This window comes from Klebsiella sp. CN_Kp066 (assembly GCF_040065135.1).
GTDB classification, from domain to species: Bacteria; Pseudomonadota; Gammaproteobacteria; order Enterobacterales; family Enterobacteriaceae; genus Klebsiella; species Klebsiella oxytoca.
The window spans coordinates 78359-103576 of the sequence record NZ_JBEAIU010000041.1 but is presented as its reverse complement, the minus strand read 5'-3'; the positions used below and the strand labels follow the sequence as shown (position 1 = coordinate 103576).

Sequence of the window (25218 nt, the reverse complement as noted above, 5' to 3'; positions counted from 1 at the left end):
CCGCGTTGGCCAGGGTAACCTGCCAAACGCGGCATTAAGAGGATAAATCAGGAGAGGAAGCTCACGCCCTGTTTTAAGACCAGGTCGCAGGCTTTGGTTTTGACTTTTTCCGCCAGCGGGCTGCTGCCAAGGTTGTTCAGATTCAGCTGCTGGCCATCTTTGCTGGTCAGCAAACCCTGAAGACCCTCAAGATAGCTGGTGTCTTCTTTTTGTTTTTCCGGTGTGCTGAGACCCAGTTTATCCAGCACCTGATTTTTGATGTTTTCAGTATTGGTGACTGAAGCCAGCTTCTGTTTCGCGCAATAAGACATAATCCCTGCGGCATTATTCATGCTGCTGGAGGTCAACGACTGGTTGCCGCCGTTGAGCAAACCGGTCAGCGAAGAGAGGGACATCCCGCCGCTTTGCTGGCTACCGTTCTGGCTGCTGAGCTGGTTTGCGGCGCTGGAGAGAGAATCCTGCCAGGAGGTGGCGTGGGCGCCGAAGGTGAATAAAGCGCCGGCCACTATCGCCGTGCGGAACAACGTTTTTGCAGATTTCATAGACGTACTCTTCGCCGTGGCTGAACATGCAAAGATTATAACGCTGGCGGTGTTCAGAAATATCTTAATACTCTTTTCCGGTTACGCGATCGCGGTAGCTTTCCCAGTTAAAATTGACCCACAGGCTATTGCCAAGCCGCATACGGTCCATTACGCGCTCGCCAAGTAGTTTGTTCATCTCGTCCATGGTGCTGTTCGTCAGCATACCGGTTGGGCGCTTTGACGAAGAGCGGCGATCGACAATCTGATTAATGATGACCTTCTCGTAGCGTGATTCCGTTTGCATACCGATTTCGTCTATTACCAGCAGGTCGACCTTGCTCAAATCGGTGAGTAGCTGCTCTTCGCTGGTTTCCCGGTTGCCGAAGGTATCTTTCATCGCTGACATAATATCGGCGACGGTGATAATCAATACCGATTTCCCCCGCAGCAGCAGCTCGTTGCAGATAGCGGCGGCAAGGTGGTTTTTTCCGGTACCCGGCTTTCCGGAGAAGATAAAGCTGGCGATATTGCCGTCGAACTCCTCAACGTACTGGCGCGCTCTGGACAGCGCAATCATCTGGCCCTCGCACTCAACCCGGTAGTTATCCAGCGAACAGTTCTGGTGCAGCGGGCGAATGCCGGAGCGGTTAAAGGTACGCTGCATTTTCATGGCGCGGTTTTCGCGTTCCAGCGCCTCAGAGCGCAGCTTGCCCTGTTCTTTTTGCCACGCCAGCAGCTCTTCACCTGTCTTGAACGCGGGTTCGACATGGGCTGGCATCATCTTTTGCAGGCGCTTCATTAAATCGCCGACATTTTTCATGCTCATCCTCGGAATCCTCGTGGAATATGGTTATCGGGTTCGCTAATCGCGTTGACATCCCGTCGCGGCTGGCCGCCGTTGCTGGCCCGGCCAATCTGCACGCTGCGCGCCAGCTTCTGCTGCCACTGGACATGATGAAAAACTTTACCTTCCGCCTGCCAGTAAGCGACAAATGCCGCCAGCTCTTCCGGCGTGACGGGCTGGCTGAGGGCGATGCCCCACAGCGCGGCCAGACGCTGGAAATCGGCATCCGGCTGCCAGTCGGCATACATCGGAAATTTACCCATCGGTACCGCAACGGGGGCCGCTGTCGGCTCGTCAAAAAACTGCGCATCCAGCGCAATATCGCTATTAGGGCGCGATAATTTGGCTTCCAGCTCCAGCAGCTGCGCCAGACGCTCCGGCGTCAGCGCATAGAATGCGGGCGCGTTGTTGGCAAATACGGCGACGGCGCCGGCGGTGGATTTTGCCAGCACCGCCGCGTGATCCTGCATGAAGTCATCCAGACCGCTAAAATCGGTAGTTAATATTCGTGAAGACATAAATCAATCTCAACTCTGAACAACTAAAAAGAGAGGGGTAGCTGCACACATAGTAGCATAGAGGTCGCTCAGGAAGGAGCGCCGCGGGCGAACCGGCGGCGCGGTTAGCTAGACGCGCGGACGCTTGCGATACAGCCAAAGTCCCGGAATAGAAAGCCCGATGGATAATGCGCCAACGATAGACGAAGCCTTAAGAAAATTGCTTAACAGCATAATCATCATCTCTTCCGAGTAACCAAAATGGCTGATTTTCACCGCAGAGATCATCGCGGTATAGGCGGAGATGCCCGGGAACATCGGGATTACCGCAGCAACGGTGAAAATCTTCGGGTGAGCCAGATACCAGCGCGACCACTGGATGCCGATGCTGCCAACCACCAGGGCGGCCATAAACGTCGCCCATTCAATATTAAAACCTGCCGTCATCATAACCATGCGCGAGCCGTGGCCGATAGCCCCCAACAGGGCGCACCAGCGCAGCGCTCGCTGCGGAACGTTGAATACCATCGCAAACCCAACGGCAGGGATGGCGGCCAGCACCATATCCAGCGCCAGTTCGTAGAGATAAATGATTATGCCCATCCGCGTAGCCCCCACATTGTCATCGCCATCACCACGCCAATACAGGTCGCGAGGGTTAACAGGCTGGCGATTGCCCAGCGCGCCAGGCCGGTGTTGATATGTCCCTTAAACATGTCGGCAACCGCATTGATCAGCGGAAAGCCGGGTACCAGCAGCAGCACGCTGGCGGCCATCGCGATCGTCGGCGTGCTGGCGAAAGCCGGCAGGCGCAGCATCAGCCCGGAGATGGTGGTTGCGACAAAGGCGGTGAGGCAGAAGTTGATTTGCGGATGCATGGAGCGATGAGTCAGGACCTGGCGAATATACATCGCTACCGTGCTGGCGCAGAAAGTGACCAGCGCGCCGTCCCAGCCGCCGTTGTTAAGCTTGCAAAAGCAGGCGCAGGAGAGGCCGACCATTAAAACCAGCAGCCAGCGTGGATAGCGCAGCGGCTTGATCTGGGCGAAGCGTTTTTCGACGTCTTTATAATCCAGCAGTTTATGTTCCGCCATAATCACAATATGCTGAACTTCCGTGACGACGTGCATGTTGATGCCGCGATCGCTGTTTTTCCGCGTCGACGTCAGACACTCGCCATCTTTGATGGTGGTGAGAACAATCGCATTAGAAGAGATGGCGCTTTCCACGCTATCCATCCCCAGCGCCAGGCCCAGGCGGGTTGAAAGCTCCTCTACCAGCGCGCTTTCCGCTCCGTGTTGTAATAAGAAAAGACCACATTGAATGCACAATCGCGTGATTGCGCGCTGAGTTGCCCGATCTGCTTGCATAGATACCTGCTGTCCGTGATGCCCGATGCCGTAGTGTCTGGCGATACTTTTACCTGAAGTTGCGTTTTATCTGAGCGGTCCGGATCAAACAATGTGTAAAAAACCGCCGCATCCAGAGGGGCGCTGAAATTTGAACTCCGCCACACTTCCGCAAGATTGGTGAAAAGTACAATTTTTGCACCAATTTCTCCCTTCTTTTTCCCGCCAGACTTATCAAAAATGCAAATTCAAACTTTTAATAAACAAAAAACAAACAAATAATTAACCATACTGAGGCGATGCTATGAAAACACAGGTGGCGATTATCGGGGCTGGCCCATCCGGACTCCTGCTGGGGCAGTTGTTACATCACGCCGGGATTCAAACCGTCATCCTTGAGCGACAGACTCCTGAGTACGTGCTGGGGAGGATCCGCGCGGGCATTCTGGAAAGCGGAACGGTAGAGCTGCTGCGCGAAGCCGGCGCCGCCCGGCGAATGGAGGCTGAAGGCCTGGTGCATCATGGCGTCGAATTTTTGTTTGAGGGCAAGCGGGTACCGGTTGCGCTGACGGAACTGACGGCGGGCAAAAGCGTGATGGTTTATGGCCAGACTGAAGTGACGCGGGATTTGATGGCCGCGCGGGCGGAATGCGGGGCGGCGACGATTTATGGCGTCAGCGAAGTCACGATTAATGAGGCAAAGAGCGATCGACCATCGGTCTCTTTTATCAGCAATGGCGAACACTGCCGCTTAGAGTGCGACTTTATCGCCGGCTGCGATGGCTTTCACGGCGTGTCCCGTCAAAGTATTCCTCCTGGGGGGCTGAAAGAGTACGAAAGCGTCTGGCCGTTTGGCTGGCTGGGGCTGCTGGCCGATACGCCGCCGGTGAACCCGGAGCTTATTTACGCGCACCACGAACGCGGGTTTGTTCTTTGTAGTCAGCGCTCACTAACTCGAAGCCGTTATTACCTCCAGGTCCCACTCAGTGAAAAGGTTGAGGCATGGTCTGATGAGCGTTTCTGGAATGAACTCAAACGCCGCCTCCCTGAAGAGCTGTCCAGCAAGTTAGTGACTGGTCACTCACTCGAGAAGAGCATCGCGCCGCTGCGCAGCTATGTGGTGGAGCCGATGCAGTACGGCAGATTGTTTCTGGTGGGGGATGCGGCGCATATCGTACCGCCTACCGGGGCAAAAGGATTGAATCTCGCGGCGTCCGATGTGAACTATTTATGGCGCATCCTCCGTGAATATTATCACCATGGTCGCGTTGACCTGCTGGCGAGCTACTCTCGTTTTGCGCTGGATAGGGTATGGAAAGGCGAAAGATTCAGCTGGTTTATGACCCGTCTGCTGCATGATTTCCCGCAACAAAGCGAGTTCGATAGAAAAATGCAGGCGGCGGATCGGCGTTATTATCTTGGCTCACGCGCCGGATTAACCACGATCGCTGAAAACTATGTCGGTTTGCCGATGGAGCGCGTGGCATAAAGAGAAACCGTTCAGGAGTCCCGATGCAGGCAGTGAGTACCATTCCCGTTTTCAAACTGTATGGCGAAGAGCAGGGCTGGCCGACGCCCGATCTGCTGCACTGCGAGTCGATACTCCAGCGAAGCCATCTTTATGAATGGCATATCCGCCTGCATCAGCACGCAGAGCTGGTGCAGCTGCTATATCTGCACAAAGGGCAGGCGGAAATTGAAATCGAAGGTACGACGACCGTGATGAGGGAGTCCTGTATTCAGATCGTTCCGGCGCTGTGTATTCATGGTTTTCGTTTTTCCCCGGGTACGGAAGGCTACGTCTTGTCGCTGGCGCTGCCGCTGCTCGGAAGTCTCGAAAGTCAGTTTGCCAGTCAGTTGGATGTACTCGGCCAGCCGCGATGCGTGCCGGTCAAGGCGTCGCGGAGCCATATTCGGGCGCTGTTCACCGCTTTGCGCGAAGAGTATCGCGAAGAGTATGACGCGCGTGAAATGATGCTGCATTCCCTGCTGGGAGCGCTGCTGGTGTGGTTGAACCGGCAGCATCGCCCGCAGCCGATAACGGCAGACAAAGCTGAGCGCAAGCGTAGCGTCATGCGTCATTTTTCTCGACTAATAGAAAGTCATTATCGCGAACATATGCCCTTAGCCGCTTATGCAAAGCTGGCGGGCGTTTCTGCAACGCATCTGAATTATTTATGCCATGAATTCTACGGCTGCAGCGCGCTGGGAGTATTACATCAAAGATTGATGCTTGAGGCGCGTCGCAATCTGCAATACACCAGTATGACGATTGCACAACTTTCTGATTATTTAGGATTTACTGATGCAGCCTATTTTTCTCGTTTCTTTCGTCGTTATAACGGCGAATCTCCTAAAGCATTTAGGAACAAAATAAAATGAAAAAAGATTTATTAAATATATCTTAAGTTAGCGTATCTAACGAAGCTTTTAATCATTTCTAATTTATTGCTGACAACTACCTGTGTTAATGTTAATCATTGGCGGGGATAACAGCAATATGTTACTCCCTATAATATAAATTGGCTTTAGAGCGCGGTACCGCGTGTTCGCCAGGGACGATAAAGATTCATTTTGGCAAAATAATATGATGGCTATTAAGTTATTCATCCAATTGTTTTTCTGCCGGTCGTGAATCTTCGACAGGAAGCGGAGGGTTTATGTTACCAGGACAGGGTAAGTTCGGCATTATTATCAGCAGAATACCGGTTATGCAGTCCGGCTTGAAGGCCATTGTTGGGGAGCATCTACCCGATTATGAACTGAGTTTTTGCCGTTCTCAGGATGAGCTCACCCTGCTGCAACTGCGGCGCGCAGTACTGGTTATTGCAGATTTATCCGGTGAAATAGAGAATCCAAGAAATATTTGTGAACACTACTACTCCTTAATGACGCAATACAGGGATATACACTGGGTCTTTATGGTAGGAAGTGCCTGTTTCCCATTAGCGGTTGAATTATTAATGCGGCCTGAAAGCACATTAATTTCAGACAGTGAGCCGGTAAAACGTCTCATCGAAGTGGTTCGCGCGGGTGGGCTTGCCGCCGAGCGAATCAGCCAGACATTGTTCTCTCCTGAAGTGGAACACATCGGTGACGAACAGCAAAAAATGGTCATTCTGACGCTTTCTGAGCGAAAAGTGTTGCGGCTTCTCGCTAAAGGATGGGGAATTAATCAAATTGCTGCTTTATTGAAGAAGAGCAATAAAACCATAAGTGCGCAGAAAAATAGTGCTATGCGCCGCTTGTCTTTGCGTAGCAATGCAGAGATGTATGCCTGGATTAATAGTGCACAGGGAATGAAGGAGCTGAATATTTATTCAGCCTATGGAGATCAAACTGAATGGAAAAAGACCTCACAGCACGATATGTCGCTATCGTAGAGAAATGTGCGATGACGGAAGTGGCCCTTCGCCACATTTTAATTAATGAAAGTGGTAAGAATTATCGCATTCAATTCTTTAAAGATACTCAGGCATTAAAGCGGGAGTTCCAGTCTAAAGATTTTTCGGCGATTATTTTTTCTCTTTCAGGTAACCGCCGATCCCGGCTTGAAAGCTTACTCTTTCTTCATGAGATTGCACGCTACTGCCCTGAAATGCAAAGAATTGTCTTAGCCAATGATGAAGCTGAAATGCGTCTGGTTAGCCATCTGACGCCTTCACGCCTGCACGGCATTTTGAATAAATCAGCCTGTCGGCTACAGCTGCAGGAACATCTGCTGCAGCTTCTCGAACGCAGCGGCCCGGCAAATGAAAGCTCGCTAAACCAAAAGCAGGGCATGTGTAGTCAAATTCTGAGCCCGACGGAACATACCATCCTGCGCTATATGTCTTATGGCTATTCGTTGCCTGAGATTGCGACACAGCTGGAGCGCAATATTAAAACGATTCGGGCGCATAAATTTAATGCCATGACCAAGCTGGGCGTCAGTTCTGATATGGGACTACTGAGCGCGGCTGATATATTAATGCGCTTATCGGCAAACAATGATGATGCCAGGGTAATGCGCCTTGCCCAGTAGTGCTAATCGTCTATTAAAGACAAACGTCAATCCATGTAGCATCCGTCAGCTGCGCCATTCGCTCGGGTGAAATGCGAACGGCGCTATGTATTGAACCTGCTGCTGGAAGCACTTCCGGATACTGTCTTAATGAAATATCGCAATACACTGCCAGCGGAACTTCCAGGCCAAAAGGGCAAACGCCGCCAATGGGGTGTCCGGTTAACGTAATGACCTCATCGCTACTCAGCATGCGCGCTTTAGCGCCGAATGCTTCCTTGAGTTTTTTATTATCCAGGCGTGCATCGCCTTTTGCGACAACAAGTACGACCCTTTCCTTTATTTTTAAAGAGAGGGTTTTTGCTATTTGTCCGGGTTCAACGTTATGCGCCGCCGCGGCTAACGCTACTGTGGCCGTACTCTGATTAAGTTCGATGATTTCGATATCGGGGGCGCGGTCAGCAAAAAACTGCCGCACGGACTGCAGACTCATTGGAATCTCCTGATTAAGGCTTGTTAAAAATCTGTCACAAGCTTCGCAAAGTGTAAATATCCCTGATAGATAATCAAGAATCTTTCCAATTTCTGGATCTCCTTCACATTCGCCGCAACCGGTTACTGTAACCGGTTGCGGTTATTCATTTAGATATGAATACTGACAAGGTAACTTCCCTGCTTCACCTATAACAAAAGAGCCGTGGATGAATCGAAAAGTCTTGAGCTGTAGAGGCGGTAGCTTATCCAAACGGATGGGTTCTTCGCAGAAGCGCATTCATCACAACGGCAAAATAATCGTTGTTGGGCCTGTTCATCTAGCCTGTCAGGAGGGCTGCCATGTCTGCTAACCATGCTGCATTTAATCTGATATTTCGCTTTGTAGAGAATTACATCAGCCCTGTCGCCGGACGCATCTCGTCCCAGCGTCACGTGATGGCTATTCGTGATGGTTTCATCTCCGCGATGCCGTTTATGATTGTTGGTTCATTTCTTCTGGTATTTGCTTACCCGCCGTTTTCGCCGGATACCACCTGGGGATTTGCTCGCGCCTGGCTGGATCTGGCAAAAGAGTTTGAAGGGCGTATTCTGACGCCGTTCGATATGACGATGGGCATCATGTCTATCTACATCTGCGCCGCGATCGCCTATAACCTCGGAAAGCATTACGAAAAAAGCAATCAGCTCGATCCCTTCATGTGCGCCATGCTGTCGATTATGGCCTTCCTGCTGGTGGCGGCGCCAAAAACGAACGGTAACCTGCCGGTAGATAGCCTGGGCGGAACGGGGATTTTTACCGCGATTCTGGTTGCCGTTTACTGCGTTGAGATGATGCGCTTTCTTAAAGCACATAATATTGGTATTCGCCTGCCGGATCAGGTGCCGCCGATGATCAAAAACTCTTTTGATCTGTTGATCCCGGTACTGGTGGTCGTCCTGACGCTTTATCCTTTGAGTCTGCTTATCCAGCATCATTTCGATATGCTGATCCCTCAGGCCATTATGGCTATTTTTAAACCGCTGGTTTCCGCAGCGGATTCGCTGCCGGCGATTTTATTGGCGGTACTGGTGGGGCACCTGCTATGGTTTGCGGGGATCCACGGCGCCGCTATTGTTTCCGGTATGCTGCAGATGTTCTGGCTGACTAACCTTGGAATGAACCAGCAGGCTCTGGCTCAGGGGGCTCCGCTGCCGCATATTTTTATGGAGGCGTTCTGGACATTCTTCATTGTGATTGGCGGTTCCGGGGCGACGATGGGGTTAGTATTCTGCTATTTGCGTAGCCGCTCGGCGCATCTGCGTTCAATTGGTCGTCTTAGCGTGGTGCCAAGCCTTTTCAACATCAACGAACCGGTTATCTTTGGCACACCTATCGTGATGAACCCGGTGTTCTTTATTCCCTTTCTGCTGGCGCCGATGGTTAACGCCGTACTGGCGTGGGCGGCAATGAAGCTGGATCTTATCGGCCGGGTGATTTCGGTTGTTCCGTGGACGGCTCCGGCGCCGATCGGCGGCGCGTGGGCGCTGGGATGGGATTTCCGGGCGGCGATTCTGGTCGTCGTTCTCGCCTGCGTTTCCGCGATTATCTACTTCCCGTTCTTCAAGGTGTATGAGAAACAGCTGCTGGCGCAGGAGGCCGAAGAGGCACAGCGCATGGCGGAAGAGAGTCAACAAACGGCATAAAAAAACGGGCGGCTAAAATAGCCGCCCGTTTTTAACAATTGTTTATTTCAACGTGCAGTCCCCGCACTGCTGAACATCCGGCAGGCGATAGCGCTGGCAGCAGGTTCGACGGACGAGCTGCCCTTCCCGCAAAACGACCGTACGCCAGAGCGGATTATCCTGGCCATCAGAAAACTGTTTTTCGAAGAAGCAGTGCTGACGCAGAGCGGCAATTTTTTCATCTCCGAGCAGGGTTTTCATTTCACCCAGATACCAGTTGATCAGGTAACCCGTATTGCTCCAGATAAGTTTGCCATTGATATCACCCGTGGCTTCAAGCGCCTGAACGACAGGTTGGAGTGCCGTAGCGATCAGCTTTTCCATCCTTGATTGCGCAGATTGTTCCGGCGAGGCGCCCGCCGAATGTACCTCAATCCAGAAACGGGCCGCACGGCCGGTTTCGTGAAACTCGACGCGAAAATGCTCCGGCGCCAGGCTAAGGGCGCGCTCTTCACTCAACAGCGCCAGCATTAATGGCGGAACCAGCAAACCGATGTACCACTGTGCCCACAGAGAAAGCAGCGGTTTCTGCTCACGGGGTTTCCCCGGCTGGTTACGATAAATATGGTCGGACCAGGTCGCCAACAGGGAACTTAGCATTGCGGGCTGCGACCACTCTGTAAGCGTCAGCGCATGATGGGGGGCTTCTTCATTTAGTCGCAGAAAATCAAGCAGATGGGGACGTAGCGCAGCGATCTTGTCATGTAATGCATTCGCCAGTTCGCGCTCAGCCGAAGGCAGCGGGGCCCGCCAGATGAGGTCATTATTGAATGCAAGTGAACGGTAAGCCATTGCGCGCCAGATACAAATCTAAATGATAATGATTTTCGATGTTAATGCCGGGACGCCAGCTTGGCAAGCGATTTGTCCGCCTGATGACACCCGCTGCGCGATACAGGGGCTAGCTGGCGAGAATAATGTTTCGTCCCATATTTTTGGCTTCATAGAGCGCGTTATCCGCTCGTTTCAGGGCGCTCTCGATATCGGCATCTACGAGCGGCGTCATGCCGATACTAATGGTGACATTGGTCGCGACGCTTTCATTGAACATATGCGGGATTTTCAGATCGTAGACCCGCTGCCTGATTCGCTCCGCGGCCTGAAGGGCGTTTTCCGCACTACTGCTGGTCAATAGCACCATAAACTCTTCGCCGCCAAAGCGGGCCACAATATCGCGCGAGCGAACGGCGTTACGAATGGCCGCGGAGACCTGAATTAAGGCCTGGTCGCCCATCATATGCCCATAGTGGTCGTTATAGGCTTTGAAATGATCAATATCCAGCAGCAGGACGTAATGCTCGCTACTATCCAAAGAAAGAATGGTGTCCAGACGATTTTGTAAGCCCCGCCGGTTATACAAGCCGGTGAGAGGATCCAACATGCTGAGATCGTTAAGGGTATTACGTTCTTTCAACAGTTTATCCATGAGGCCCTGGGTGAAAACATCGCTGCGTTTTTGCATCAGGCTTTGCAGGGCGATCCCTGCAATCGGCAACACAAAGCACCAGGACATGCGCAACCACTGTTCGCCTCCGCCGAGGAACAGGCAGGTCACGTAGGTGGGTAACGAGTGCAACGTAAAGGCAATGATATTGCTGGAAAAAGCAATGGTGCCGATAAATAACACGCTTAATAACGCGATGACCAGGTAGTTAAAATGTGGAGGGCCCATCACCATTGCTTTTAGGGCTACATGCCATGCCCACAGCAGACCAAATATCAGTGAAATAAGCGGAATATTTATTTTGTGCTGGGCGAATTTCCAGTGCCATAGCAGCAGAACCGCGCTGCAGGCCACGATCAAAAAGCAAGGTGGGGTAAATGTAATGACGGTAAAGAGCGGGCTGACCAGAGATAAAAAGGATGAAACCAAATTAAGCAGTAAAAATAGCCGTAAGGAATACTGATATTTCTGTTCGTAATGGGATCGCCAGGATTGTGCAGTCATGTCGGAGTTGTCATTATTAATCGTTAAAATTCAAAGTGATGTGAGGTTGGAATGAATAATAAAAAACAGTGCGTAAAATAAGGTTTTTACGAAATAATCAGACAATTTAATATATAAATTATTTTGTTTAATTTATCACCTTCATGAATGTATGTCATTACCGCAAACGTAAAGAATAAGGATGCGCTATTTTCCCTGGATGACAAATGATAAAAATTATCATATGGTATTGGTTATCATTATCGTTGTGAGGGGCGAAATCATGTTGCAGCGAACTTTAGGGAGTGGATGGGGCGTGTTGATCCCTGGCGTATTGCTTGCCGCCCTCGGGTTTGCCGATTTGTCGGTAGATGCCTGGCGTGGATTGGTCACTTTGGGAATGCTGATGTCAGCGATGATGATTTGGCACCGGCAGCTACGGCATTTTGTTTTGCTGCCATCATGCGTGGCGCTGATCGGTGGAATAATGCTGATATTGCTGAATTTGAGGCTGATGGGATAAAGCAGAAGGGTAAGAATATTGGTGCGAGGGGGGGGACTTGAACCCCCACGTCCGTAAGGACACTAACACCTGAAGCTAGCGCGTCTACCAATTCCGCCACCTTCGCACAGTATTCTTAATTTTTGATATCGCCTCGTTGGTGCGAGGGGGGGGACTTGAACCCCCACGTCCGTAAGAACACTAACACCTGAAGCTAGCGCGTCTACCAATTCCGCCACCTTCGCCCAGTGCGAGCAATATCAACGTGGATTATGGTGCGAGGGGGGGGACTTGAACCCCCACGTCCGTAAGGACACTAACACCTGAAGCTAGCGCGTCTACCAATTCCGCCACCTTCGCATACCATCGACACTATAAAAGTATCGTTACCACGGAGGCGCATTCTAGTGGTTTTCAGCTATTCGTCAATAGTTAATTGTATCAGTTGGATTGATTGTTGCAAAAATGGGCGACTGAGAGGGTAAAGTTCGGCGACGAGCGTCTGCTGTCGCCGAAAAAACGCGGGACTATTTCCTGGCCTGACGCGTCATCACCGTCCGGTAAACCTTAAAGCGGCCCGTCTGGGCAATCACTTCATGGAAGCCGAAGATCTCATCCAGCACATTCGGATAGGGCAAGAAGGCGTTGGCGACGATGCGTAGCTCTCCGCCGCTGTTCAAATGCCGAACGGCGCCGCGAATCAGGGTCTGAGCGGCTTCCAGGCTGGTCTGCAGACCATCGTGGAAAGGCGGATTGGAGATAATCATATCGAAGCGGCCGTTCACTTCGGAAAATACATTGCTGGCGAATACTTCCCCTTCGATACCGTTAGCGGCGAGCGTGGCGCGGCTGGCTTCAACTGCCGGGGCGCTGACGTCGCATAAGGATAAGCGGACTTTAGGCGAGTGGCTGGCCAGCACGGTTGCCAGCACGCCAGCGCCGCAGCCGACGTCCAATACTTTACCTTTGGTGTGCGGCGTCAGGGTTGAAAGAAGCAGCTGGCTACCAATATCCAGGCCATCGCGGCTGAAGACGCCCGGCAGCGTTTTAATCGTCAGATTTTCCAGCGGATACTCGCCCCAGAACTGCTCGGGATCGAAGGCCGGCTGTTTTTCCAGACGACCGTGATAGAGACCACAGCGGCGCGCGCTGTCGACTTTAGTCAGCGGCGCATATTCCGCCAGCATCTGCTCGGCGCTGCGCACGCCGCTGCGGTTTTCGCCAACCACGAAAATATCAATACCGACCGGCAGCAGGGAAAGCAGATTCATCAGCTGAAACTGAGCTTCGGGTTTGTTTTTTGGCCAGTAGTAGATCAGCGTATCGCAATCGGCAACATCGCTGGCTTCCGCGACCAGGCTAAAACGGGCGTTTTCACCCATCTGGCGGCTCAGTACCTGCCAGTGGTGAAACTGCTGGGTATGGGCGCGGCTGGCAGCCGTATCCAGACGAGCGGGCAGGTCATCCTGCAGGTCACCGGCAAACAGAACGCGGGCGGACTCGAAATCATCACTGTGGCGCAGCAAGACTTCACTTGCCGGGGTAAAAGCGGACATGAAACACTCCTTCATTAAGACTGGCGCCGATTATACACGTTATCTTTCAGCCTGCCTCTTTGTTGGCGGCGGGATGCGCTCCGGCCGCCGCGTAGTTTGTTGGCGCAAATACGACGTATTTGCTATATTGCGCGCTTAATTAACAGGAGTGTTTCGCTATGACATCCCGACGAGACTGGCAATTACAGCAGCTGGGTATTACCCAGTGGTCGCTGCGTCGTCCTGGGGCGTTACAGGGTGAAATCGCTATCTCGCTTCCTGGACACATTCGTCTGGTGATGGTGGCGGAAGAGCCGCCATCGCTGACCGAACCGCTTATCCGCGATATTCTGCGCACGCTGTCCCTGACTCCGGAGCAGGTAATGCAGTTGACGCCTGAGCGCGTGGCGATGTTGCCTCAGGACGCACGCTGTAATAGCTGGCGGCTGGGTACGGACACGCCGCTGATGCTGGCGGGCGCGCAGCTATCCACGCCCGCTTTCGATGAACTTCAGACCAGTACGCCTGCTCGCATGGCGCTCTGGCAACAGATCTGCGCACATGAACACGATTTCTACCCTCAACGCGGCTGATTTGCCTCGGGCCTGGCAAATTGAAACGCGCGCCCACGCTTTCCCCTGGAGCGAGCAGACGTTTGCCAGCAATCAGGGCGATCGCTATCTGAATCTTCAGCTGTCCGTAGACGGGGAGATGGCGGCCTTTGCTATTACGCAAATCGTGCTCGACGAGGCGACGTTGTTTAATATCGCCGTCGATCCCGCTTTTCAGCGTCGTGGTCTGGGCAGAGCGCTGCTGGAGCAGGTGATTGATGAAGTAGAAAAACGCGGCGTCGTCACGCTGTGGCTGGAGGTGCGCGCGTCTAACGTCGCCGCCATCGCGCTCTATGAAAGCTTAGGCTTTAACGAGGCGACGATTCGCCGCAACTATTACCCCACGGTCGACGGACGTGAGGACGCCATTATTATGGCACTGCCAATCAGTATGTAAGACAAGGTGATACGATGAAGTGGGACTGGATTTTCTTTGATGCCGATGAAACGTTATTTACGTTTGACTCGTTTAGCGGCCTACAGCGGATGTTTCTCGACTATAGCGTGACCTTCTCCGCAGAGGATTTTCAGGACTACCAGGCCGTGAATAAGCCGCTGTGGGTGGATTATCAGAACGGCGCTATCACTTCTCTTCAACTGCAGCATCAGCGCTTTGACGGTTGGGCGGAGCGCCTGAACGTCCCTCCTGGTGAGCTGAACGCCGCGTTTATGAACGCGATGGCGGAGATCTGCTCGCCGCTGCCGGGCGCGGTGTCGCTGCTGGATTCGCTGCAGGGTAAGGTGAAAATGGGCATCATCACCAACGGTTTTACCTCGCTACAGCAGACGCGTCTTGAACGTACCGGGTTACGCGATCATTTTGATTTACTGATTATTTCCGAAGAGGTTGGGGTCGCTAAACCGGATGCGCGCATCTTTGATTATGCCCTGGCGCAGGCGGGCAACCCCGATCGTTCACGGGTGCTGATGGTGGGTGATACGGCGGAATCTGATATTCGCGGCGGCGTGAATGCCGGCCTGGCCACCTGCTGGTTTAACCCTCATCAACGCGAGTTGCCCGCCGACCTCCGCGCGGACTGGACGGTCACCTCTTTAAGCGAACTGGAGCAACTCCTGTGTAAACACTGATTGCCTCCCCCCCATTGATGGGTAAAATAGCCGCAATTTTTTCGTATTCAACATGCGCGGCGCATTGCCGCGTTTACTAAGAAGATTGAATTATGACGTTGTCTCCTTATTTGCAGGAGGTGGCCAAGCGCCGCACTTTTGCCATTATTTCTCACCCGGATGCCGGTAAAACGACCATTACTGAAAAGGTGCTGTTATTCGGACAGGCTATTCAGACCGCCGGTACGGTAAAAGGCCGCGGCTCCAGTCAGCATGCGAAGTCTGACTGGATGGAAATGGAAAAGCAGCGCGGTATCTCCATTACCACTTCCGTAATGCAGTTCCCGTATCACGACTGTCTGGTCAATCTGCTGGATACTCCGGGGCACGAAGACTTCTCCGAAGATACCTATCGTACGCTGACGGCGGTGGACTGCTGTCTGATGGTTATCGATGCCGCGAAAGGCGTTGAGGATCGTACCCGTAAGCTGATGGAAGTCACCCGTCTGCGCGATACGCCGATCCTGACGTTTATGAACAAACTTGACCGTGACATCCGCGACCCGATGGAGCTGCTGGATGAAGTGGAAAACGAGCTGAAAATCGGCTGCGCGCCGATCACCTGGCCCATTGGCTGCGGCAAGCTGTTCAAGGGCGTTTACCACCTCTATAAAGATGAAACCTATCTCTACCAGACCGGTAAAGGTCACACTATCCAGGAAGTGCGCATCGTTAAAGGGTTAAATAACCCGGATCTGGACGCGGCGGTGGGTGAAGACCTGGCGCAGCAGCTGCGCGACGAGCTGGAGCTGGTGCAGGGCGCGTCTAACGAATTCGATAAAGATCTGTTCCTGGCGGGCGAAATTACGCCGGTATTCTTCGGAACCGCGCTGGGTAACTTCGGCGTTGACCATATGCTGGACGGTTTAGTGGAGTGGGCGCCTGCGCCGATGCCGCGTAAAACCGATACCCGCACCGTGGAAGCCTCGGAAGAGAAGTTCACCGGCTTTGTCTTTAAAATTCAGGCCAACATGGACCCGAAACACCGCGACCGCGTGGCCTTTATGCGCGTGGTTTCCGGTAAGTACGAGAAGGGCATGAAGATGCGCCAGGTGCGTATCGGCAAGGATGTGGTGATCTCCGACGCGCTGACCTTCATGGCCGGCGACCGTTCGCATGTGGAAGAAGCGTATCCGGGCGATATCCTGGGTCTGCATAACCACGGCACCATCCAGATTGGCGATACCTTCACCCAGGGTGAAATGATGAAGTTCACCGGTATCCCGAACTTCGCCCCGGAACTGTTCCGCCGCATTCGCCTGAAAGATCCGCTCAAGCAGAAACAGCTGCTGAAGGGGCTGGTTCAGCTTTCTGAAGAAGGCGCGGTGCAGGTGTTCCGTCCGATCGCCAATAACGATCTGATCGTCGGCGCGGTGGGGGTACTGCAGTTTGACGTCGTCGTCGCTCGCCTGAAGAGCGAATACAACGTTGAGGCGATCTACGAGTCGGTCAACGTCGCCACCGCCCGCTGGGTGGAATGCAGCGACGCGAAGAAATTCGAAGAGTTTAAGCGTAAGAACGAAATTCAGCTGGCGCTCGATGGCGGCGATAATCTGACCTACATCGCCCCGACCATGGTTAACCTGAACCTGACGCAGGAGCGTTATCCTGACGTCCAGTTCCGCAAAACTCGCGAGCATTAATCCTCTCCGGAGCGCGGTTTTCGCCGCGCTCCACGTCGTTTTTCTTTCAGAAGCCCCTATCTGGAAAGTTCTTAATTCTAACCGTTTTGCCTGCTTTTTTACCCGTTCATGCCGCACTCTTCCGTGTATCTACTACATTTAATAAGTAATTTTTGGAATCCTGGCTTAATAGACTACTTATTTTGCTTTACCTGCTTAGATATAACGAGGAACGACGATGACAAGACTTAAGAGCGGCAAGACACTCCTGGCCCTCTTCCTGGGCTCAGCAATAATCAGCGCTTCGGCGTATGCAGAAAACTCGACCGTAGACAGCGCAAAATCTGCAGCCAGCAATGCCGGTCAAGCCGTTGATAATTCGATGAACAAAGTCGGAAACTTTATGGACGACAGCACCATCACCGCCAGGGTGAAAGCGGCGCTGATCGATCATAAGGATATTCGCAGCACCGATATCTCGGTGAAAACGGAAAATAAAGTCGTCACGTTAAGCGGTACAGTTGATAGTTCAGAGCAGCATAAACAAGCGCTTAGCGTAGCTAAAGCCGTTGAAGGCGTGAGCTCGGTAAACGACAAGCTTAGCGTGCAGAACGAAAAATCAGCGTCGCTGAAGGGCTACGCGGGCGATACCGCGGTGACCAGCGAGATCAAAGCTAAATTACTGGCTGACGATATCGTCCCGTCGCGTAACGTGAAAGTTGAGACCACCGATGGCGTCGTACATTTATCCGGCACGGTCGAGTCCAGCAAGCAGTCGGAACGTGCGGAAGGCATTGCTAAAGCCGTTTCCGGCGTCAAAAGCGTGAAGAACGATCTTAGCGTTAAATAAATCCATTCATTAAAAGAATTTATTCTGCGGTCTTTCCGCAGGATGTGTAGCACCACAGGGTTGTGTATGCGCGGCCTGAGTGCGCAGAAAATCGACCGTCATTAACTATGGTAAGGAGAGACGTATGTTTAGATGGGGCATTATTTTTCTGGTGATCGCTTTAATTGCCGCCGCTCTGGGTTTTGGTGGCCTGGCAGGTACCGCTGCCTGGGCTGCTAAAATTGTCTTTGTTGTCGGTATTATTCTGTTCCTGGTCAGCCTGTTCACCGGCCGTCGACGTCCCTAGACGTTAATCAGTGAAATACCGTCTTACATAAAGCCAGTCAATGAGACTGGCTTTCTCTGTTTCAGGGCGTTAAAAATTGCGTTACCTTTGTTTTTATAATAAGCCAGACAGGAAAGCAGGGTGGGGCAGCGAATTCCCGTTACGTTGGGCAACATTACGCCGTTATCTGTTAAACCCTTCCAGCCGGGCAGGCTTGCGCTGGTGTGCGAAGGTGGGGGACAGAGGGGCATTTTTACCGCCGGGGTGCTGGACGAATTTATGCGCGCGGGATTTAACCCGTTCGATATGCTGTTTGGCACCTCTGCCGGGGCGCAAAATCTCTCGGCCTATCTGTGCAACCAGCCCGGCTATGCCCGCAAGGTGATCACGCGCTACACCACCGCCCGCGAGTTTTTCGATCCGATGCGTTTTGTCCGCGGAGGCAACCTCATCGATCTCGACTGGCTGGTCGACAGCACCGCCAAAAAAATGCCGCTGGCGATGGCTTATGCTGAAGACCGTTTTGCTCAGGGTAAAGAGTTCTGGATGTGCGCCTGCCGCGGCGATGATTATACGCCCAACTACTTTTCCCCTACCCAGCAAACCTGGCTCGATCTGATTCGCGCCTCCAGCGCGATTCCCGGTTTTTACCGCAGCGGCGTTATGCTGGATGGGGTGAGCTATCTGGACGGCGGCGTCAGCGATGCGATCCCGGTGCAGGAGGCCGCCCGTCGGGGCGCGCAAACAATCGTAGTGATCCGCACCGTGCCTTCGCAGATGTACTACACCCCGCAGTGGTTTAAACGGATGGAGCGCTGGCTTGGCGAAAGTAGCCTGCAGCCGTTTGTGAATCTGGTACAGCACCACGAAACCACCTATCGCTCCACGCAAGAGTTCATTGAGAAGCCGCCGGGTAAGCTGAGAATTCTGGAAATATATCCACAGAAGCCATTGAAAAGTATGGCGTTAGGCAGCCGTCTTCCTGCTTTACTTGAAGACTACAAAACCGGGCGCCAGTGCGGGCGCTATTTCCTCGCTACGGTCGGTAAACTGCTGGCCGACAGGCCTCCTTTGCTGCGTCATGCGCCACGCATTGCGGTACCGAAAACGGTGGTTATCCCGCCGGCGCCCGTGGCCAACGAGATCCCTCAGGTTCCGGTCATCGCGGCTGAGCAGGCCAATGATGCCAGCTTTGATAATGAGGACCTCGCGTGACCTTGCGATTTATTGATACCCACTGTCACTTCGATTTCCCTCCTTTCACCGGCGACGAAACTGCCAGTATTGCCCGAGCGGCTCAGGCTGGCGTGAGGCAAATCATCGTACCGGCGACGGAAGCGGATAACTTTGCCCGCGTATTAGGGCTTGCGGCGCAGTATGCTCCGCTCTACGCGGCCCTGGGGCTTCATCCGATAGTAATTGAGCGGCATGAAGAAGAGAGTCTGGTGCGGCTTGAAGCCTGCCTGGCGAAACGCGATGCTAAGCTGATCGCGGTTGGGGAAATTGGCCTCGATCTCTATCGCGAAGATCCGCAGTTCGAGCGCCAGATTTCTCTCCTGGAGGCGCAGTTGCGTCTGGCGAAACGCTACGACTTGCCGGTCATCCTCCACTCCAGACGCACTCATGACAAGCTGGCGATGCTGCTAAAAAAGCACGCTTTACCGCGTACCGGCGTGGTGCACGGTTTTGCCGGTAGTCTTCAGCAAGCCGAACGTTTTGTCCAGCTGGGCTATAAAATCGGCGTTGGCGGTACCATTACCTACCCGCGCGCCAGCAAGACCCGCGATGTGATGGCGCAGCTACCGCTTTCTGCGCTGTTACTGGAGACCGATGCGCCGGATATGCCGTTAAACGGTTTCCAGGGGCAGCCGAACAGGCCTGAGCAAGCGGCTCGCGTCTTCACCGCCTTATGTGAGCTACGCTCTGAGCCTGCTGAAGAGATAGCTAATACCATGTTTTGTAATACAAAAGAGGTTTTTGCTATTTTATAACCTTTTATTGAGTGACTTGTGTCTCATTCCTGCCTTTTTATCTCATTGTTTTGCCTAAAATGTGTGAGCTGTGATGAGCGTGATGGTTCCATGCCGTTATAATCGCGGGGTTTTACGCTGAACTATCAATACACAGGGATTCTGTATGCAAATTATCATGGGACTTATCGGCATGGTGGTGCTGTTAGCCATCGCAGTGCTCCTCTCCAGTAATCGAAAAGCCATCAACCTGCGCACCGTCCTCGGCGCCTGGATTATCCAGGTGGGGATCGGCGCGTTAATTCTCTACGTGCCGGCCGGGCGCACGGCGCTGCTGGCCATGTCTAACGGCGTTGCCAACGTGATTGCTTACGGCAATGAAGGAATCGGCTTTATTTTCGGCGGTCTGGTTTCCGACAAGATGTTTGAGGTCTTCGGCGGCGGCGGGTTTGTTTTTGCCCTGCGCGTCCTGCCGGTCATTGTCTTCTTCTCATCGCTGATCGCCGTGCTTTATTACCTGGGCATTATGCAGTTTGTGATCCGCATACTCGGCGGGGCGCTGCGCGCGGTACTGAAAACCTCGCGCACGGAATCGCTCTCTGCCACGGCGAATATTTTTGTTGGCCAGACCGAAGCGCCGCTGGTCGTGCGTCCTTACATCGCCACCATGACGCGCTCTGAGCTATTTGCGGTGATGTGCGGGGGCCTGGCTTCGGTCGCAGGCTCCGTTCTGGCCGGTTATGCCCAGATGGGCGTACCGTTGGAATATCTGATTGCCGCTTCATTTATGGCGGCACCGGGCGGCCTGCTGTTTGCGAAAATTATCGTGCCGGAAACCGAGCAGCCGCAAGATAGCCCGGCGCTGGAAAAAAATGACGCCGATCCGGAAGCGCCGGCAAACGTACTGGATGCTGCCGCATCCGGGGCAGCTTCGGGGATGCAGCTGGCGCTTAACGTTGGCGCGATGCTGCTGGCGTTTATCGCGCTGATTGCGCTGGTTAACGGGATCCTCTCCGGCGTGGGCGGCTGGTTTAACTACCCGGATCTGTCGCTGCAAATGATTCTCGGCTGGGTCTTCTCGCCGCTGGCGTGGGTGATTGGCGTTCCATGGAGTGAAGCCACCGTGGCCGGCTCATTTATCGGCCAGAAGCTGATCATCAATGAGTTTGTAGCCTATATGAATTTCGGCGAATATCTGAAAGCCGACGCCGAGGTGGCTGCCGCAGGTTTGCAGGTCATTTCAACCCACACTAAGGCCATTATCTCCTTTGCCCTTTGCGGTTTTGCCAACCTGTCATCCATTGCCATTCTGATTGGCGGTTTAGGCGGTATGGCGCCCAATCGCCGCCAGGAAATCGCACAGCTGGGCATGCGGGCGGTGGCGGCGGGTACGCTCTCAAATCTGATGAGCGCCACCATCGCAGGCGTCTTCCTCGCGCTATAACGCGTGCTTCAGCGAGAAAATACCGGCGGCGGCGCTGCCGCCGGTATTTTTACCACAATTGTTAAAATTCCATCATCCTGCAACGCTCTGTTTTTCCATCGTTAGTGCTCTTTTTCGCCGTTGTTCGCACAAAATGACCCTGCTGATATCGAGTTGTCGCGTTCGGATATGTTATAATAATAACATTCCGTCGGGCCGGAGCTTGCTGTTTATGCTTATAAAGTGCTGTACGCTCATGAAGCCCGGGCTTGGCTATTTAGTGTGATTTAAATCACGTCACAGCAATGCAAATTGGCAATTAGTTTTCATTAACTGTGATGTATATCGAAGTGTGGCGGCGAGGCAATGTTACAATAGTAACAGACTCGCAAGGTGAACAAACTTTTAACCGGCAATACGCCGTCGGAGTATGAAATGACTGATTTAACTGCAAGCAGCCTGCGCGCGTTGAAACTGATGGACCTGACCACCCTGAATGATGACGACACTAATGAGAAAGTGATCGCGTTGTGTCATCAGGCCAAAACACCGGTAGGGAATACTGCCGCAGTGTGCATCTACCCGCGCTTTATCCCGATCGCGCGCAAAACGCTGAACGAACAGGGAACCCCGGATATCCGCATTGCGACGGTGACCAACTTCCCGCACGGTAACGATGATATCGATATTGCGCTGGCGGAAACCCGCGCGGCGATTGCCTACGGCGCGGATGAAGTCGACGTCGTGTTCCCTTATCGCGCGCTGATTGCGGGCAACGAACAGGTGGGTTTTGACCTGGTCAAAGCCTGTAAAGAAGCCTGCGCGGCAGCAAACGTGCTGCTGAAAGTCATTATCGAAACCGGCGAGCTGAAAGAAGAAGCGCTGATTCGTAAAGCATCTGAAATTTCCATCAAAGCCGGCGCTGATTTTATCAAAACGTCGACCGGTAAAGTTCCGGTGAATGCGACCCCGGAAAGCGCGCGCATTATGCTGGAAGTCATCCGCGATATGGGTGTTCAGCAGAGCGTTGGCTTCAAACCGGCAGGCGGCGTGCGCAGCGCGGAAGACGCGCAAAAGTTCCTCGCCATTGCTGATGAGCTGTTCGGGGCCGACTGGGCCGATTCTCGCCACTATCGCTTCGGCGCTTCCAGCCTGCTGGCAAGCCTGCTGAAAGCGTTGGGTCACGGCGATGGTAAGAGCGCCAGCAGCTACTAATACGTAATTTGTCTGACCTTAAGGCCGGATGTCGTCCGGCCTGAGGTTGGTCTTTGACTCTTTCCTCGGGAGGTAATCTTGTTTCTCGCACAAGAAATTATTCGTAAAAAACGTGATGGTCATGCGCTGAGCGATGAAGAAATTCGTTTTTTCATTAACGGTATCCGCGATAACACCATCTCTGAAGGGCAGATCGCCGCGCTGGCGATGACCATTTTTTTCCACGATATGTCTATGCCGGAACGCGTTTCGCTGACCATGGCGATGCGGGATTCAGGAACCGTCCTCGACTGGAAGAGCCTTAATCTTAACGGCCCGATTGTCGATAAACACTCTACCGGCGGCGTAGGCGATGTGACTTCCCTGATGCTGGGGCCGATGGTCGCTGCCTGCGGCGGCTATGTACCGATGATCTCCGGGCGCGGACTCGGTCATACCGGCGGTACGCTGGACAAGCTGGAAGCGATCCCCGGTTTCGATATCTTCCCGGACGATAGCCGCTTCCGTGAAATCATTAAAGATGTCGGCGTCGCGATTATCGGGCAGACCAGCTCTCTGGCACCGGCGGACAAACGTTTTTACGCCACGCGTGATATCACCGCGACGGTGGACTCTATCCCGCTGATCACCGCCTCGATTCTCGCCAAGAAGCTGGCGGAAGGGCTGGACGCGCTGGTGATGGATGTCAAAGTCGGCAGCGGCGCCTTTATGCCTACTTATGAGCTTTCCGCCGCGCTGGCCGAAGCGATCGTCGGCGTTGCTAACGGCGCCGGCGTGCGGACGACAGCCCTGTTGACCGATATGAACCAGGTGCTGGCTTCCAGCGCTGGTAATGCGGTGGAAGTGCGGGAAGCCGTGCTGTTCCTCACCGGCGAGTACCGCAATCCGCGGTTGCTTGAGGTGACGATGGCGCTCTGCGTTGAGATGCTGATTTCCGGCAAGCTGGCGGAGAACGATGCCGATGCGCGGGCTAAGCTTCAGGCGGTGCTGGATAACGGTAAAGCCGCAGAAGTCTTTGGCCGGATGGTGGCGGCGCAAAAAGGCCCTGGCGATTTCGTGGAAAACTACGATAAATACCTGCCGGGCGCGATGCTAAGCAAAGCGGTCTACGCCGAAGGCGAAGGATTTGTTGCCGAAATGGACACTCGCGCTCTGGGCATGGCGGTGGTCTCTATGGGCGGCGGTCGCCGTCAGGCTGCAGATCTAATTGATTACAGCGTCGGCTTCACCGACATGGTTCCCCTCGGCGCGCGCATTGATACGCAGCAGCCGCTGGCGGTTATCCATGCGAAAGATGAGAACAGCTGGCAGGAAGCGGCCAAAGCAGTGAAAGCGGCCATAAAACTTGACGATAAAGCGCCTGAAATTACGCCGACAGTCTATCGTCGTATCACCGAATAGTTATATACTGATCTGATCGCTTTTTTGCAGCGCAAAAGGTACGGAGAATAATATGAAACGTGCATTTATTATGGTGCTGGACTCATTCGGCATCGGTGCGACTGAAGACGCTGAACGCTTTGGCGACGTCGGTTCAGACACCATGGGCCATATTGCAGAAGCTTGTGCCAAAGGCGAGGCTGACAACGGCCGTAAAGGTCCGCTCAATTTGCCTAATCTGACCCGCCTGGGGCTGGTTAAGGCCCATGAAGGTTCTACCGGTAAAGTTGCAGCCGGTATGGACGGCAATGCGGAAGTTATCGGCGCTTACGCATGGGCGCATGAGCTCTCTTCCGGCAAAGACACCCCGTCAGGCCACTGGGAAATCGCCGGCGTGCCGGTTCTGTTTGACTGGGGCTACTTCCCTGAGCATGAAAACAGCTTCCCGCAGGAGCTGCTTGATAAACTGGTTAAGCGCGCAAATCTGCCGGGCTACCTCGGCAACTGCCACTCTTCCGGTACCGTTATCCTCGATCAACTGGGCGAAGAGCATATGAAAACCGGCAAGCCGATTTTCTATACCTCTGCTGACTCGGTGTTCCAGATTGCCTGCCATGAAGAGACCTTTGGTCTCGATAAGCTGTACGAACTGTGCGAAATCGCGCGTGAAGAGCTGACCGAAGGCGGCTACAACATCGGCCGCGTTATTGCGCGTCCGTTTATCGGCGACAAAGCCGGTCACTTCCAGCGCACCGGTAACCGCCACGATCTGGCCGTTGAGCCGCCGGCACCGACGGTGCTACAGAAGCTGGTTGACGAGAAAAAAGGGCAGGTGGTTTCGGTCGGTAAAATCGCCGACATCTATGCCAACTGCGGCATTACCAAAAAAGTGAAGGCGACCGGCCTGGATGCGCTGTTTGACGCCACCATTAAAGAGATGAAAGAAGCGGGGGACGAAACCATCGTCTTCACCAACTTCGTGGACTTCGACTCTTCCTGGGGCCATCGCCGCGATGTTGCTGGCTATGCTGCGGGCCTGGAGCTGTTCGATCGCCGTCTGCCGGAGCTGATGGAACTGGTAGGGGAAGATGACATTCTGATCCTGACCGCTGACCACGGCTGCGACCCGACCTGGACCGGTACTGACCATACCCGCGAACATATTCCGGTACTGATTTATGGCCCGAAAGTGAAGCCGGGTTCGCTGGGTCACCGCGAAACCTTCGCCGATATCGGCCAGACTCTGGCAACGTACTTCGGTACGTCTCCGATGGAATACGGCAAAAACATGCTGTGATTTTTTGCCCGGTGAGTCACGCTCACCGGGCCTTTTTTGTCAGCCTGATTAGGCGTAGC

At 53.4% G+C, this 25218-nt stretch carries 27 protein-coding genes and 3 tRNA genes; 18 read left to right on the top strand and 12 right to left on the bottom strand.

The features are described from left to right. Nucleotides 1-47 precede the first annotated feature (47 nt). The 5 genes from ABLV75_RS17155 to ABLV75_RS17135 form a co-directional block, all read right to left on the bottom strand. Nucleotides 48-542: a DUF2501 domain-containing protein gene (locus ABLV75_RS17155; protein ID WP_004108494.1), complete on the bottom strand. Its 495-nt coding sequence runs from the start codon at nucleotides 540-542 to the stop codon at nucleotides 48-50. Nucleotides 543-606: 64 nt separating this feature from the next. Next, the gene (dnaC, locus tag ABLV75_RS17150; RefSeq protein ID WP_024273697.1) at nucleotides 607-1344 is read right to left on the bottom strand and encodes a DNA replication protein DnaC; all 738 of its coding nucleotides are present in this window, start codon (nucleotides 1342-1344) and stop codon (nucleotides 607-609) included. Between the two features lie 2 nt (nucleotides 1345-1346). After that, nucleotides 1347-1886 (bottom strand): primosomal protein DnaT, encoded by a 540-nt coding sequence (dnaT, locus tag ABLV75_RS17145; protein WP_004108490.1) that lies wholly within the window; start codon nucleotides 1884-1886, stop codon nucleotides 1347-1349. Nucleotides 1887-1994: 108 nt separating this feature from the next. Further along, entirely contained in the window at nucleotides 1995-2468 is a 474-nt protein-coding gene (locus ABLV75_RS17140; RefSeq protein WP_004108488.1) for a threonine/serine exporter, read from the bottom strand. Further along, nucleotides 2459-3235 carry a threonine/serine exporter ThrE family protein gene (locus tag ABLV75_RS17135; RefSeq protein ID WP_004108487.1) on the bottom strand — a complete coding sequence of 259 codons (777 nt, stop codon included), beginning with the start codon at nucleotides 3233-3235 and terminating at the stop codon, nucleotides 2459-2461. Before ABLV75_RS17135 ends, ABLV75_RS17140 begins: the two co-directional genes overlap by 10 nt. 283 nt (nucleotides 3236-3518) lie before the next feature. On the opposite strand from ABLV75_RS17135, the gene pobA reads away from it, so the two are divergent. From pobA to bglJ, 4 genes are all read left to right on the top strand, one after another. Beyond that, complete coding sequence (gene pobA / locus ABLV75_RS17130) at nucleotides 3519-4703, top strand: 4-hydroxybenzoate 3-monooxygenase (protein WP_004108486.1); 1185 nt, start codon at nucleotides 3519-3521, stop codon at nucleotides 4701-4703. A gap of 23 nt (nucleotides 4704-4726) precedes the next feature. Beyond that, a complete protein-coding gene (locus ABLV75_RS17125; RefSeq protein WP_004108485.1) occupies nucleotides 4727-5596 on the top strand; it encodes a helix-turn-helix domain-containing protein in 870 nt (289 codons plus the stop codon). A gap of 278 nt (nucleotides 5597-5874) precedes the next feature. After that, nucleotides 5875-6597 (top strand): LuxR C-terminal-related transcriptional regulator, encoded by a 723-nt coding sequence (locus ABLV75_RS17120; protein ID WP_004108484.1) that lies wholly within the window; start codon nucleotides 5875-5877, stop codon nucleotides 6595-6597. Beyond that, nucleotides 6558-7238: a DNA-binding transcriptional activator BglJ gene (gene bglJ, locus ABLV75_RS17115; RefSeq protein ID WP_004108483.1), complete on the top strand. Its 681-nt coding sequence runs from the start codon at nucleotides 6558-6560 to the stop codon at nucleotides 7236-7238. The genes ABLV75_RS17120 and bglJ overlap by 40 nt, the downstream gene beginning before the upstream one ends. Before the next feature lie 13 nt (nucleotides 7239-7251). Here the strand turns inward: bglJ and ABLV75_RS17110 are convergent, their stop codons facing one another. Continuing rightward, nucleotides 7252-7710 (bottom strand): YbaK/EbsC family protein, encoded by a 459-nt coding sequence (locus tag ABLV75_RS17110; protein WP_004108482.1) that lies wholly within the window; start codon nucleotides 7708-7710, stop codon nucleotides 7252-7254. A gap of 341 nt (nucleotides 7711-8051) precedes the next feature. Between ABLV75_RS17110 and ABLV75_RS17105 the strand changes: the two genes are divergently transcribed. Then, a complete protein-coding gene (locus tag ABLV75_RS17105) occupies nucleotides 8052-9395 on the top strand; it encodes a PTS cellobiose transporter subunit IIC (RefSeq protein ID WP_004108481.1) in 1344 nt (447 codons plus the stop codon). A 42-nt stretch (nucleotides 9396-9437) separates the two neighbouring features. Here ABLV75_RS17105 and fhuF read toward each other — a convergent pair whose 3' ends face one another. Together fhuF and ABLV75_RS17095 are read right to left on the bottom strand one after the other, a co-directional pair. Then, entirely contained in the window at nucleotides 9438-10226 is a 789-nt protein-coding gene (gene fhuF / locus ABLV75_RS17100) for a siderophore-iron reductase FhuF (protein WP_004108480.1), read from the bottom strand. A gap of 109 nt (nucleotides 10227-10335) precedes the next feature. Beyond that, nucleotides 10336-11382 (bottom strand): GGDEF domain-containing protein, encoded by a 1047-nt coding sequence (locus tag ABLV75_RS17095; protein WP_004108479.1) that lies wholly within the window; start codon nucleotides 11380-11382, stop codon nucleotides 10336-10338. Between the two features lie 262 nt (nucleotides 11383-11644). Between ABLV75_RS17095 and ABLV75_RS17090 the strand changes: the two genes are divergently transcribed. Then, nucleotides 11645-11884 (top strand): DUF1435 domain-containing protein, encoded by a 240-nt coding sequence (locus tag ABLV75_RS17090; RefSeq protein ID WP_004108478.1) that lies wholly within the window; start codon nucleotides 11645-11647, stop codon nucleotides 11882-11884. Between the two features lie 19 nt (nucleotides 11885-11903). On the opposite strand, the gene ABLV75_RS17085 is transcribed toward ABLV75_RS17090, so the two are convergent. From ABLV75_RS17085 to rsmC, 4 genes are all read right to left on the bottom strand, one after another. After that, nucleotides 11904-11990: transfer RNA gene (locus ABLV75_RS17085), tRNA-Leu, on the bottom strand. A gap of 31 nt (nucleotides 11991-12021) precedes the next feature. Beyond that, nucleotides 12022-12108: transfer RNA gene (locus ABLV75_RS17080), tRNA-Leu, on the bottom strand. A 28-nt stretch (nucleotides 12109-12136) separates the two neighbouring features. After that, nucleotides 12137-12223 (bottom strand) — tRNA-Leu (locus ABLV75_RS17075). 167 nt (nucleotides 12224-12390) lie between these two features. Next, a complete protein-coding gene (gene rsmC / locus ABLV75_RS17070) occupies nucleotides 12391-13419 on the bottom strand; it encodes a 16S rRNA (guanine(1207)-N(2))-methyltransferase RsmC (protein WP_004108477.1) in 1029 nt (342 codons plus the stop codon). A 158-nt stretch (nucleotides 13420-13577) separates the two neighbouring features. Here rsmC and ABLV75_RS17065 point away from each other — a divergent pair, with 158 nt between their 5' ends. From ABLV75_RS17065 to deoB, 12 genes are all read left to right on the top strand, one after another. Then, entirely contained in the window at nucleotides 13578-13991 is a 414-nt protein-coding gene (locus ABLV75_RS17065) for a DNA polymerase III subunit psi (RefSeq protein WP_004108476.1), read from the top strand. Next, nucleotides 13960-14406, top strand: coding sequence for a ribosomal protein S18-alanine N-acetyltransferase (rimI, locus tag ABLV75_RS17060; protein ID WP_004108475.1), 447 nt, complete (start codon nucleotides 13960-13962; stop codon nucleotides 14404-14406). The genes ABLV75_RS17065 and rimI overlap by 32 nt, the downstream gene beginning before the upstream one ends. Before the next feature lie 14 nt (nucleotides 14407-14420). Further along, on the top strand, nucleotides 14421-15098 hold the full coding sequence (gene yjjG, locus ABLV75_RS17055) for a pyrimidine 5'-nucleotidase (protein ID WP_004098385.1): 678 nt from the start codon (nucleotides 14421-14423) through the stop codon (nucleotides 15096-15098). A 92-nt stretch (nucleotides 15099-15190) separates the two neighbouring features. Beyond that, nucleotides 15191-16780, top strand: a complete 1590-nt coding sequence (gene prfC / locus ABLV75_RS17050) for a peptide chain release factor 3 (RefSeq protein ID WP_004108474.1) — start codon at nucleotides 15191-15193, stop codon at nucleotides 16778-16780. Between the two features lie 217 nt (nucleotides 16781-16997). Next, nucleotides 16998-17609 carry a molecular chaperone OsmY gene (osmY, locus tag ABLV75_RS17045; RefSeq protein ID WP_004108473.1) on the top strand — a complete coding sequence of 204 codons (612 nt, stop codon included), beginning with the start codon at nucleotides 16998-17000 and terminating at the stop codon, nucleotides 17607-17609. A gap of 124 nt (nucleotides 17610-17733) precedes the next feature. Continuing rightward, nucleotides 17734-17895, top strand: a complete 162-nt coding sequence (locus tag ABLV75_RS17040) for a DUF1328 domain-containing protein (protein WP_003856556.1) — start codon at nucleotides 17734-17736, stop codon at nucleotides 17893-17895. 120 nt (nucleotides 17896-18015) lie between these two features. After that, a complete protein-coding gene (locus tag ABLV75_RS17035) occupies nucleotides 18016-19089 on the top strand; it encodes a patatin family protein (RefSeq protein WP_004108471.1) in 1074 nt (357 codons plus the stop codon). Beyond that, a complete protein-coding gene (locus ABLV75_RS17030) occupies nucleotides 19086-19865 on the top strand; it encodes a metal-dependent hydrolase (RefSeq protein ID WP_004108469.1) in 780 nt (259 codons plus the stop codon). The genes ABLV75_RS17035 and ABLV75_RS17030 overlap by 4 nt, the downstream gene beginning before the upstream one ends. 145 nt (nucleotides 19866-20010) lie before the next feature. Further along, nucleotides 20011-21288 (top strand): NupC/NupG family nucleoside CNT transporter, encoded by a 1278-nt coding sequence (locus ABLV75_RS17025; protein ID WP_004108467.1) that lies wholly within the window; start codon nucleotides 20011-20013, stop codon nucleotides 21286-21288. A gap of 414 nt (nucleotides 21289-21702) precedes the next feature. Then, nucleotides 21703-22482 (top strand): deoxyribose-phosphate aldolase, encoded by a 780-nt coding sequence (deoC, locus tag ABLV75_RS17020; RefSeq protein ID WP_004098396.1) that lies wholly within the window; start codon nucleotides 21703-21705, stop codon nucleotides 22480-22482. 78 nt (nucleotides 22483-22560) lie between these two features. Continuing rightward, complete coding sequence (gene deoA, locus ABLV75_RS17015; protein ID WP_348855048.1) at nucleotides 22561-23883, top strand: thymidine phosphorylase; 1323 nt, start codon at nucleotides 22561-22563, stop codon at nucleotides 23881-23883. A gap of 52 nt (nucleotides 23884-23935) precedes the next feature. Continuing rightward, the gene (gene deoB / locus ABLV75_RS17010; RefSeq protein WP_004108462.1) at nucleotides 23936-25159 is read left to right on the top strand and encodes a phosphopentomutase; all 1224 of its coding nucleotides are present in this window, start codon (nucleotides 23936-23938) and stop codon (nucleotides 25157-25159) included. Nucleotides 25160-25218: the final 59 nt, after the last annotated feature.

Coding starts and splice junctions, on each gene's coding strand:
- ABLV75_RS17155 (WP_004108494.1), bottom strand. CDS start 542: ATGAAATCTGCAAAAACGTTGTTCCGCACGGCGATAGTGGCCGGCGCT.
- dnaC (WP_024273697.1), bottom strand. CDS start 1,344: ATGAAAAATGTCGGCGATTTAATGAAGCGCCTGCAAAAGATGATGCCA.
- dnaT (WP_004108490.1), bottom strand. CDS start 1,886: ATGTCTTCACGAATATTAACTACCGATTTTAGCGGTCTGGATGACTTC.
- ABLV75_RS17140 (WP_004108488.1), bottom strand. CDS start 2,468: ATGGGCATAATCATTTATCTCTACGAACTGGCGCTGGATATGGTGCTG.
- ABLV75_RS17135 (WP_004108487.1), bottom strand. CDS start 3,235: ATGCAAGCAGATCGGGCAACTCAGCGCGCAATCACGCGATTGTGCATT.
- pobA (WP_004108486.1), top strand. CDS start 3,519: ATGAAAACACAGGTGGCGATTATCGGGGCTGGCCCATCCGGACTCCTG.
- ABLV75_RS17125 (WP_004108485.1), top strand. CDS start 4,727: ATGCAGGCAGTGAGTACCATTCCCGTTTTCAAACTGTATGGCGAAGAG.
- ABLV75_RS17120 (WP_004108484.1), top strand. CDS start 5,875: ATGTTACCAGGACAGGGTAAGTTCGGCATTATTATCAGCAGAATACCG.
- bglJ (WP_004108483.1), top strand. CDS start 6,558: ATGGAAAAAGACCTCACAGCACGATATGTCGCTATCGTAGAGAAATGT.
- ABLV75_RS17110 (WP_004108482.1), bottom strand. CDS start 7,710: ATGAGTCTGCAGTCCGTGCGGCAGTTTTTTGCTGACCGCGCCCCCGAT.
- ABLV75_RS17105 (WP_004108481.1), top strand. CDS start 8,052: ATGTCTGCTAACCATGCTGCATTTAATCTGATATTTCGCTTTGTAGAG.
- fhuF (WP_004108480.1), bottom strand. CDS start 10,226: ATGGCTTACCGTTCACTTGCATTCAATAATGACCTCATCTGGCGGGCC.
- ABLV75_RS17095 (WP_004108479.1), bottom strand. CDS start 11,382: ATGACTGCACAATCCTGGCGATCCCATTACGAACAGAAATATCAGTAT.
- ABLV75_RS17090 (WP_004108478.1), top strand. CDS start 11,645: ATGTTGCAGCGAACTTTAGGGAGTGGATGGGGCGTGTTGATCCCTGGC.
- rsmC (WP_004108477.1), bottom strand. CDS start 13,419: ATGTCCGCTTTTACCCCGGCAAGTGAAGTCTTGCTGCGCCACAGTGAT.
- ABLV75_RS17065 (WP_004108476.1), top strand. CDS start 13,578: ATGACATCCCGACGAGACTGGCAATTACAGCAGCTGGGTATTACCCAG.
- rimI (WP_004108475.1), top strand. CDS start 13,960: ATGAACACGATTTCTACCCTCAACGCGGCTGATTTGCCTCGGGCCTGG.
- yjjG (WP_004098385.1), top strand. CDS start 14,421: ATGAAGTGGGACTGGATTTTCTTTGATGCCGATGAAACGTTATTTACG.
- prfC (WP_004108474.1), top strand. CDS start 15,191: ATGACGTTGTCTCCTTATTTGCAGGAGGTGGCCAAGCGCCGCACTTTT.
- osmY (WP_004108473.1), top strand. CDS start 16,998: ATGACAAGACTTAAGAGCGGCAAGACACTCCTGGCCCTCTTCCTGGGC.
- ABLV75_RS17040 (WP_003856556.1), top strand. CDS start 17,734: ATGTTTAGATGGGGCATTATTTTTCTGGTGATCGCTTTAATTGCCGCC.
- ABLV75_RS17025 (WP_004108467.1), top strand. CDS start 20,011: ATGCAAATTATCATGGGACTTATCGGCATGGTGGTGCTGTTAGCCATC.
- deoC (WP_004098396.1), top strand. CDS start 21,703: ATGACTGATTTAACTGCAAGCAGCCTGCGCGCGTTGAAACTGATGGAC.
- deoB (WP_004108462.1), top strand. CDS start 23,936: ATGAAACGTGCATTTATTATGGTGCTGGACTCATTCGGCATCGGTGCG.